General features: G+C 37.4%; 3 protein-coding genes. 2 read left to right on the top strand and 1 reads right to left on the bottom strand.

The window, feature by feature from the left end:
- Nucleotides 1-142: 142 nt before the first annotated feature.
- Nucleotides 143-613: a hypothetical protein gene (locus H5072_RS14810; protein WP_007581896.1), complete on the top strand. Its 471-nt coding sequence runs from the start codon at nucleotides 143-145 to the stop codon at nucleotides 611-613.
- Nucleotides 614-721: 108 nt separating this feature from the next.
- Here the strand turns inward: H5072_RS14810 and H5072_RS14805 are convergent, their stop codons facing one another.
- Nucleotides 722-2,575, bottom strand: coding sequence for a TonB-dependent siderophore receptor (locus tag H5072_RS14805; protein ID WP_182693949.1), 1,854 nt, complete (start codon nucleotides 2,573-2,575; stop codon nucleotides 722-724).
- 340 nt (nucleotides 2,576-2,915) lie between these two features.
- On the opposite strand from H5072_RS14805, the gene H5072_RS14800 reads away from it, so the two are divergent.
- The gene (locus H5072_RS14800; protein ID WP_182693948.1) at nucleotides 2,916-3,407 is read left to right on the top strand and encodes a peptide-methionine (S)-S-oxide reductase; all 492 of its coding nucleotides are present in this window, start codon (nucleotides 2,916-2,918) and stop codon (nucleotides 3,405-3,407) included.
- Nucleotides 3,408-3,499: the final 92 nt, after the last annotated feature.

Below are 3,499 nucleotides of genomic sequence, written 5' to 3'. Positions count from 1 at the left end.
TAAAAGCAGTCGTTAATATATTCTATGGTGAAATATTAGACATATTTAATTTTGTTGCTAATATAGGAAATTGTAAGATACTTTTTATAAATCTCATTTATAGGTGATTTCGTTCAATCTTAATTTTTAAAAGGAAAGAAAAATGAAAAATTTACTTACAGCATTTACATTAGGTGTGACTTTATTAGGTTGTTCAAACTTACCCATTAAAACCGATATTAAAGAAGACCATTTTAGACTCGAAAACTTTAAAAGAGAGCAGGGAGTAGATCTTGAATATGTCCACTTGATGTGCTTTAACAAAAAACCTACACAATGGGCTGAACCAAAGCAGTATATCAGTGGTGAGCACGATTTATGGGTAAAGGCGAGTGTTTCAAACCCTGATGTTTTAAATAGTCAAAAAGAAGCTTTTGTTAATTTTAACGTTAATTTAGATTCTGATAAAAGCTACATGCTAAATAGAAAAAGGGAAGGGGATAAAATATCAATCTGGATACAAGAAGTTGAAACCGGTACGGTTGTTTCGCAGGTTCTTACAGATGAGCTTAGTCGCCCTTTACAAATTGATAATGAGCTAAGAAAGAGACAATGTCGTTCTGGTTCAATATAAGCTGAGTAATCAAAGTTCTTAATATTTAGCATGTCGTTTATTCTTTGCTAAATATTTATTCAAAGACCTGTTGTAAATAAACAGGCCTTTGAATGTGATAGCTCATTTCTACCAGCTATACGTTGCGCTTAACGTATATTGCTCACCGCGCCCAGGTGTACCTGGTATTTCTTCAAACGACTCATCCCATAAGTTATCTGCCGCTAAGGTGATAAATAAATTACTCAACTGTGGCGGCGTTATTTTAAGTGTTAGCTGGGTAAATAACGCGTTATCATTGCCGTTTCTAAGTGCATTTTTGTGTTGTGTACGCCATTCGTTATCTATTCTAAATTCTAAAATATCAGTTGGGTTGTACACAGCGCCAAGTGTTAAACGGTGATCAGGAAAGTTTAACGCGTAAAAGCTGGCATCAATATCGGCTGCGCCGTAGTTTTCTGATTTATGTAAATAGGTGTAGCTTGCTATAAGCTTTGCTGTATCAAAGTGCTTAGTCGCTAAAAATTCAACCCCTGCAGTATCAATATCTACTGGGTTTGCAAAGCGCGCTGAGGTTGAATCAAAATTAAAGGTCCAATCGGTTAAGTTATTATCTTTTCGATAAAAAATAGCCGAGTTTAACTGCCAGCTTTGTTCTTCAAGTAATAAACCTAGCTCCAAGTTTGATGTGGTTTCGCGCTCAAGGTTGTAGTTACTTCTAAATAACCCGCCTGAATCACTGCCGCCAATGGCTGTGTAGCCTGCAACTTGACTCGCTTGCGCGTATGATAAGTAAAGGGTTTGTGCTGTGCCGTCACTATTTTGGGTGTTTAAGGTTATGTCACCAATAGCTGATACTTCAGCATCATCACGATTTGTATCGTCATAGGCTGCGCCTAAACGAAAGGTAAGTTGTTTATTATCCTCAAGCGCCATTTTGTATTCAGGCAATACGCTTAATTTATAATACTTACGAGAGGTAAAGTTGTTTTCAAGCGTGGTAGATTCAATTGAGTCGTCAATAAACTGTGCTGAATAATTTACAGCAAATACATAGCTTTGAGCATGATGCCCCGATAGCGCTAACGACTTAACTTCACTTTTGTGAAACGCTTCAAAAGCGCTTGGATTTTCGCGAGAGTAAATATAGTGATCGTCATGGGTACGATAATAAGCAGATACTTCAAAATTGCTGTTATCAGAGTAGTTTTGCTTGTGATTAAGCATCCAAAGACGGGTTTCTAAATCTTCAGTTTCGTTAACGCCAAAAGGGGTGTACAAGTTAGGCCAGCCAAAAAACTTATCTTGTGAGCCAAAAAACAAATCTGTTTGGCTGTGCTCGCTAGCTAATTGCACGCGAGCTGAGGCGCGCGAAAAGTCATGATCGCCATTATCAATGGTGCCATCACTTTGTGAATGAGAATACTCACCTTCAAAGCCCAGAGTATAGTTAACTAAACTATCAAGTTGTGTGTTTTTAGCAGCGTGAATACTTTGCAGATTAAAGTCATTTGTGCCAGTACCAAGGGATACACTACCGCCAGTAATAATCGGTTTCCAACCAAACGAAACTGTACCTACAGAGCTATTCATACCGTAAAGTGCGTTATCGGCACCGGTTAAAACATCTGGGCCGCTTAGCATTTGCGGTGCAATGGGTATTTCAGCAAAATAATGACCAGATTGCGGGTCAAGCAGGGTAGCGCTTCCTACTCTAAAACCGGTGTTTTCAAAAATCCCACCACGAATAGTTACATCAGCTTGCGCCTCAGCCATATTACGCGATTGAAGGTCAACACGGGGGTCATATTCTAAATTAGAAATAGGCGAGTCGAATGTACCTACTGGCAACTTATTTGCAGTGGGTGAGGCCTCAACCGTTATTTTCTCGATTGGTGACTCATCAGATAGCGTATTAGCATTAGCAAATGCAGTAACGCTGCATAATATTGCAGGTATTATAAGGTGTGGTGTGCGATTCATGTGTTTCTCGTCATTTTTTATTTGTAGCTGCGATTACAATTAATTTCAAAGCTTATATTTGAGCATGATAAAATAACTAAACGTAACAGCAGTCATTTTGTGCGCGATTGTACATTAATTTGTTAATAACTGCATTTGATAACCATTTACGTAATACCGACTTTATTAAAAACATGGTCATTCTATCGTATTAAATAGCGCACTCACTGCGTTAAAAATTATTTATATAGAACAACTATATGTCATAATTTTCGCCTTGTTATTGCGCTATTTTCTTGGCGCTATAATTGAACACTATTTTAATGCAATCGGTATAATTACTTATTAGGTAACATTTATAATGGATACGACACAACAAAATACTATTTACTTTGCTGGTGGCTGCCTGTGGGGCGTACAAGAGTTTTTAAAGCACTTACCAGGCGTAATAAGTACTGAAGCAGGTCGCGCTAATGGTACAAGCAAAACCACTGACGGCGAATACGATGGTTATGCCGAATGCGTAAAAGTCATTTTTGATTTAAAAGTCGTTAGCCTAAATAAGCTGTATGACTACTTTTTTGAAATTATTGACCCGTATAGCATTAATAAACAAGGGGATGATGTAGGCCCTAAATACCGCACTGCTATTTACAGCAAAAACCAAAGCCATTTAGATGCAGCAAGCAATTATATAAACAAACGCAGTGATGCCGATAAAATTGTGGTAGGGGTAGAGCTGTTAACTAACTACGTGCCAAGCGATCCTGAGCATCAAGACCGTTTAACTAATCACCCTGATGATTACTGCCATATACCTTTTGAGTTATTGTATAAATACAAAACGAGTTAATTAAAACTATTGTTTATTTTTTCTTTGAACTTTTTTGTTTAGCTTTTTTTCTTTCTTACGAGGGAACATATCTCTACTTAAATAAGGTAGCA

It is taken from the genome of Pseudoalteromonas sp. SR45-5 (genome assembly GCF_014163565.1).
Lineage (GTDB): Bacteria > Pseudomonadota > Gammaproteobacteria > Enterobacterales > Alteromonadaceae > Pseudoalteromonas > Pseudoalteromonas distincta.
The sequence above is the reverse complement of the archived record's forward strand: the minus strand, read 5'-3'. Positions and strand labels throughout refer to the sequence as shown.

Bases quoted from the DNA above. Each gene is read 5' to 3' on its own strand.
- H5072_RS14810 (WP_007581896.1), top strand. From the start codon at position 143: ATGAAAAATTTACTTACAGCATTTACATTAGGTGTGACTTTATTAGGT.
- H5072_RS14805 (WP_182693949.1), bottom strand. From the start codon at position 2,575: ATGAATCGCACACCACACCTTATAATACCTGCAATATTATGCAGCGTT.
- H5072_RS14800 (WP_182693948.1), top strand. From the start codon at position 2,916: ATGGATACGACACAACAAAATACTATTTACTTTGCTGGTGGCTGCCTG.